Annotated in this window: 5 protein-coding genes and 1 pseudogene; 2 read left to right on the plus strand and 4 right to left on the minus strand. The window is 33.0% G+C overall.

Features of this window, described 5'->3' with window-relative positions; translation table 11 throughout:
• Window positions 1-187 (minus strand): annotated as a pseudogene (locus tag CLRAG_RS16045) (methyltetrahydrofolate cobalamin methyltransferase); the annotation flags it as partial.
• A gap of 648 nt (window positions 188-835) precedes the next feature.
• Here CLRAG_RS16045 and CLRAG_RS16050 point away from each other — a divergent pair.
• Window positions 836-2,401 (plus strand): PucR family transcriptional regulator, encoded by a 1,566-nt coding sequence (locus CLRAG_RS16050; protein WP_065079327.1) that lies wholly within the window; start codon window positions 836-838, stop codon window positions 2,399-2,401.
• A gap of 334 nt (window positions 2,402-2,735) precedes the next feature.
• Here the strand turns inward: CLRAG_RS16050 and CLRAG_RS16055 are convergent, their stop codons facing one another.
• A complete protein-coding gene (locus tag CLRAG_RS16055; RefSeq protein ID WP_065079328.1) occupies window positions 2,736-4,559 on the minus strand; it encodes an ASKHA domain-containing protein in 1,824 nt (607 codons plus the stop codon).
• Window positions 4,560-4,675: 116 nt separating this feature from the next.
• On the opposite strand from CLRAG_RS16055, the gene CLRAG_RS20905 reads away from it, so the two are divergent.
• Window positions 4,676-4,846 carry a hypothetical protein gene (locus CLRAG_RS20905; RefSeq protein WP_167351583.1) on the plus strand — a complete coding sequence of 57 codons (171 nt, stop codon included), beginning with the start codon at window positions 4,676-4,678 and terminating at the stop codon, window positions 4,844-4,846.
• 105 nt (window positions 4,847-4,951) lie between these two features.
• On the opposite strand, the gene CLRAG_RS16060 is transcribed toward CLRAG_RS20905, so the two are convergent.
• Together CLRAG_RS16060 and CLRAG_RS16065 are read right to left on the minus strand one after the other, a co-directional pair.
• Window positions 4,952-5,929, minus strand: a complete 978-nt coding sequence (locus CLRAG_RS16060) for a uroporphyrinogen decarboxylase family protein (protein ID WP_065079329.1) — start codon at window positions 5,927-5,929, stop codon at window positions 4,952-4,954.
• 34 nt (window positions 5,930-5,963) lie between these two features.
• On the minus strand, window positions 5,964-6,243 hold a 280-nt coding region (locus CLRAG_RS16065; RefSeq protein WP_207644826.1), incomplete at its 5' end, for a cobalamin-dependent protein.

The raw sequence follows: 6,243 nt of genomic DNA on the forward strand, positions 1-6,243 counted from the left end.
TGTCTATAAGCCATTTCATTGTTTCCAGTTCGATATCATCATCCACTGAAGCACAAACATCAATAAAATCTGCACCTGCTTCTGTTTGCTTTATTGCAAGATTTCTTATAAATTCTGCATCTTTTGCTGCAATGGCTTTACCTGTGGAAGGAATCGCTCCATTAATTTTTTCACCAATTATTATCATAATATGCACTCCTTCTTCAAACATTTATTTTAAGTTACAATTATATCAATTAATACTACAACACTTTAAATTTCTTTGATTTGTACCTTATGCTTTTCATCTAAACTTTTTCCACTTTTAATAAATCCAATCACGGCAAATATGCCGGCCACAAGACAAATCACACCTATTATGGCTGGTTCGCTGATAATAGCATTAACTAAATTATCATTTTTAATACCTAGTATAAATTACTTACAATAGGTATCACGACCATATCACCCATTGTACAAATAGTTGATAAAAATAACACAGTGAGATTCAGAAAAATGAGATTAGGTGCTTCTACAATATTTTTGTATATAATATGTTCATCATCCTACACCCAAAAAATCCTATTAAACATTTACATTAAGAAAATACAGGCCCTAATCAGGATATGTATCTGCTGCCTTAATTGAAAAGATATGTCATAATCTCTAATTCTCCTGACTAAATTTATGCATTTTTTATTATCGTATAAGTAACAGAAGAACCAGCAGAAAGCGTTGTAATTTATCAACCATTTGATATAATTATATTATAACAAATGGAAATTTGTAATTCTATTTGCAGAATATACATTTTTTAAAAAATAATTTATACAAAATGTATGAATTAGAGGTGCTCATGAAATTAAATACATATATTATCAAAGACTACGTATCATTTCCTATAATCACAAGTTTTTTGAATTCCAATCCTATTGATTGCAACCTGGAACGTGTGACGGTTTACCATCAGGATAAAACACAGCAATCTTTCGATTTGACTTTGATTAAATTAGATGAGTTAATCTCACTTCGAAATTCTGAGCAGGATGGGGCATATATTTGTTTTGGATATGATAAAAGTATAGAATTTCACAAAAACATGGATATTATTTTTGTAACCCCAGAACTTAATCCACTAGAAATAATGGAAAATCTACAGGATACGTTCAACCTGTTTTCAAATTGGGAGAAAAATCTGCTAGAGTTGTTAGCCAATAATGCTCCACTGAGAGAGCTAGGTGAATCTGCACTTCCGTTCATAAACAACCCAATTGCAATATATACGCCGGGACTTCGAAACATTTTTTTCTGTGAGAGAAAAAAAGCTAGAAATCTGATGCTGTATTCAGAGGAAGACACCAATAAATATTTAAGTCCCGAAGAAATCGATGAACTAAAGTTTAATCCGGAATTTATCAGTACAATAGACGCTACGGAACCGACATTGTTTTCTGCAGAAATGTGGGGATATCGAATTCTGTTTTACAACATTCGCATTTGCGACATTTACGTAGCGCGCATCGTAGTCAGTGAAACAGAGCGGCCATTCAAGATGAGCGACTCACCGTTACTGAAATTTTTAAGCAGCATATTAGAAGTTTCCATGGTCAAGCAAGATTTCCCGATGAACGATCATCCTAAGGGCTTTGAAACAATCATCAACCAGATTTTAGATAAACAAAGTGTGGATGAATCAAAACTGCAGAAAATTTTACACTATAAGAACTGGAATATAACGGATCGCTACTTCTGCATTGCAGTCGAAGTCAGTAGATATGACCAGGTGATTCATACGGTTTCAACTATTGGCTCCATACTTGAGGCAAATATTCCGGGAAGTGTAGCTTTAGAGCAGAAAGACTATATTTTGGCGATTGTGAATTTAAATGCAGCGGCTAAGACAAGAGATGAACTTCTATCCGTATTGGTTTATATTTTAAGAGATGGACTTTTGAAAGCTGGTATAAGCGAAGAATTCCACAATTTTAAAAATCTCAATGAATACTATCTTCAAGCATGTGATGCAATCCGTATTGGAAGCATTTATGATGAAACAATTTGGTGCTACCGTTATGAGCAATACGCTCTAAAGCGATTAATTCTTCGGGCGGCTGCTGAATCAAAGATAGAAGCTCTCTGCCCCCAGGGCTTGCTCAGGTTAATGGACTATGATAAAAATCACAGGCGGGAATATACCAAAACCTTGAAAATATATTTGCAAAATAACCTGAGTGTTGCAAAAACTATCCGGCATCTTTATATGCAGAGGGCAACATTTCTATATCAATTGAAGCGGATTCTTGAAATATCGAAATTGGATTTAGATGATCCTAAAGTCAAGCTTCATTTGCTAATCGTATTTGAAATAATGGAAGAAAGAAAATTAATTTTGAATGCCAAAGAACATCCTTTTAAAATTTGATATAATTCCTTTTATATAAAAAGCTGTTGTAGGAACAAGCTCAAAGAATAGCACTCCGGTTTAACATAAGCGTAAACACTCATAATAACATAGATGTTTCTCATATAGATTTTTTTAATAATATTTCTGTTAACAAATATGGAATTAATGATTTAACTATGAATTTAGTATACAAATTTAATTTTGATAAATCCTTATTTCTATAAAACAGCATAACAATTTATTATATAAAAAAGAGACCTTTATAAATATAACTATTTATAGAAATCTCTTTTTTGGATTTCTAAGTCTCTCATGTATTAAATCTTTGACTTGTTATTTTCTTTCAAATGCCTTAATCCAGTATCATAGAATCTATAAAATACTCCTGAAAATCTTTTCTTTTTGATAACTCTATATATGTCGTTTTATTAATAATATCTGCTGCATTCTCTCTTATTTGTTTTGATAGCAAATATGTTTTAGCTCCACCACCTGCACAATTACCCACAGATTCAATCTTACCCTTGAGCTCTTTGGGTATCATGCCTATATCAACAGAACTTTCTATATCCATATAATTACCAAATCCACCGCCAATGTACACTTTTTCTATTTCATTAAAGTTTATGTTCTTTTCTTTTAAAAGTATTTTGATACCAGCGCATACAGCAGCCTTTGCTAATTGAACTTCTCGTACATCCTTTTGTGTAAAGGTAATACTTTCCTCATGTATACTATTTTGTACTAGAATAAACTGTCTCATATTATCTACCTCAACAATCCTATTCTGATAATCCTTGTTTTCCACTTCGTCCGCTCCTGCCATTCTACCTGCTTCATCTAATATTCCAAACTTCACAAACTGTGCAACAGCATCCAACACTCCTGAACCGCATATTCCGCAGGGTTTTTCATTTCCTATTGTTTCATATATTTTATCCCTTGATAAATCAACCTTGCTTATAGCTCCTTTTACGGCACCAATTCCATGCTTAATATTTGTACCTTCAAAAGCTGGTCCAGCAGCCGTAGAACAAGTTACTACTTCGTTTTTATTGCCCAGCGCAATTTCTCCATTAGTTCCAAGGTCTAATAACAATGAGTATTTTTCTGAATTTAACATACCACAGGATAATATACCCGCAGTTATATCACTTCCTACAAAAGCTGATATACCAGGAAGTAAGCTTACCATGCCTTTAGTCTTAATTCCAATCTCCTTAGCTTCAAGTTCCAGTGCCTTTGTAACCACTGGAATATATGGTGACCTAGTTATATTTTCACATGGAAGTCCAAGTAGTAGGTGAATCATAATAGTGTTTCCAACAATAACTATATCATATATGTTATCTTCACTTATGTTATTTTTTTTACATAACAGTTCTATCATATCATTAAGCTGACTTACAATATTATCCTTCAATATACCTAATCCCTTTGGATTCTCAATAGTAAAATTTATTCTTGAAACCACATCAGCACCATAACTCCTCTGATTATTAACTCTTGAATCTATATCTATTACTTTCCCATCATTTAGATTTAATAAATAGATTACTATAGTAGTTGTGCCTATATCTACAGCTAATCCATAGTTTTGTTGCAAACAGTTACCGTTTTCTAAATGTAAAAGACGATTCTTATAAAGTGATGCGGTAACATTAAAATCAGTTTCTCTTAACAAATTACTTATTTGAGGTAAATATTGTAAGTCAATAAGTAAATCATCACTTTCACAAGCATCACTTAACCTTCTATAATCATCTCGTTGATCATTAATGGATGGTTTCTCAATTACTAAATATTTTTTCTTCACTACAGTATCTAAAGTATATTGCTGTTCTGTCCCATTTATTAATACTTTCATATCTTTATTCTTTTCTAAAAGTACTATTTCTGTATCTTCATTTATAGTAAAATTACAGGATAACCTAAATCCACTTTCTAACTCTTCTTTAGCTAACTGTTTTATATCAAGTGGAGTAGGTTTCTTTAATCCTTTTATTACTTTAACTTTACATTTTCCACAAATTCCTTTTCCATTGCAGGGACTATCTATAAATATTCCCTTATCGATTAATACATTAAATAAATTTCCCCCTGATTTAACCCTTATGATATCTTTACCCTTTTCTGAATTAATAATAAGTTCAATTTTCTTATTCAAAATATTCATGTAATTCCTCCTATGAAGTATTTTTCTTTAAATATAATTATATTCTACTTGAATATACATAATTTAAGTTTTAGAATATAGGAGTTTCCTATATATTAGACAATAAAGTGAGACTCGTGCTTGACCTTGTAACAAACAAAAAACTCTCAGTAGGAAAAAACACATGTCACAAAGTGTCATCAACCGGCTGTGAGCCAGCACTTAAAGGTGATGAACTGACTTATGGAATGTGCAGAACCTATGGAGTAATTGAAATGTCATTAATAGAAAATGGTGATATAAGGTAATTAACTTCTTTTTTGCATAAAAAACATTTTGGACTAATTTATTTTTAACATTAATCCAAAATGTTTTCTATTTACAACAAAAGTGTTTTGTTTCAGTTATGTAGCTTAAAACATTTTTTTACTCATTTCATCTATTGCCTTAGTTACTGTCTCATATACATTTGGGAAATACCCCTGAGGTAAACCCGCAGTCAGGCATGGAATAAAGTATTTCTTTCCATTAGCTTTGCAAGCTTCTTCCACATGTTTGAGACAATTTTCAAGTGTCCAATCCGGAAAATCAATTAAACCGCTGTGGAGTCCTCCCATAAAGGATATTTTTCCACCATATTGCTTGATTAGTTCAGGAATGTTATTAGTGTTCATAACGCCTTGCCAGATATCGATGCCCATTTCGATCATATATGGAACCAGGTTAGCAGCATAAGAATCGCTGTGGTGAACAATCAATTCAACACCATTGGCTTTATAGTAACCATAGATCTTTTTATAAGCCGGAAGAAAGAACTCTTCAAACATTTTAGGAGCCACAAAAGAATTTTTTTGGCTTCCCCAGTCATCATGATGGAAAATGCAATCCGGATGAAGTTTTTCAACTATCACTTTTGCAAAATCCAGCTCATACTGTGTAAGGGCATCAATTAACTCATGCATAGCTTCAGGTTCTTCATATAAACTCATTAAGGCATTTTCCATACCCATAAGATGATGTGTCATTTCAAAGATACCTGGGGCATAGAAAGGTGCCACAAATTCCTCGTTACGGTCGACAGAATTGGCATGAGCAATAGCTGGAGCCCAAGCTTCATCGGAAGTCGGAATTGTAGGGAATTTAACGGATTCCTTCCATTCAGTAGCATCTTTTAAAACTATGTGTTCTTCATCATGCACAGGGAAAGAACCAAGCTGACCTTCTGGCCACTGCCATGTTATTCCCCAATTATCTTTCCAAGTACTACCGTAATTGAACTCAACTCCCAAAGGCACTTCCATGATCATATTCAAAAATTCATATTGATTAACAAAACGATCTGGATTTCCACCTTTAATAGTTTCGAGTAAATTCTGTCTTTTAGTTAACATACAACAATACCTCCTTATATTATTTATGATATATTTATGCCGTTGCTAATTCTTTAGCCTTAACTGCAGCACTACCTGCATCAGGTGTATATGCATCTGCTCCTATTGAAGCCGCAAATTCAGCTGTTACGGGAGCACCACCAACCATTATCTTGAATCCTTTTAATCCACTTTCTCTTAAAGTCTCAACTGTTTTCTTCAAAGCTGCCATTGTTGTAGTAAGAAGTGCTGAACATGCTACTATTTTTACATTTTCATTTGCCTTAACTGCTTCAACGAATTTATCAGCAGGTACATCTACACCAAGGTCTACC

The organism is Clostridium ragsdalei P11 (assembly GCF_001675165.1).
GTDB lineage: Bacteria > Bacillota > Clostridia > Clostridiales > Clostridiaceae > Clostridium_B > Clostridium_B ragsdalei.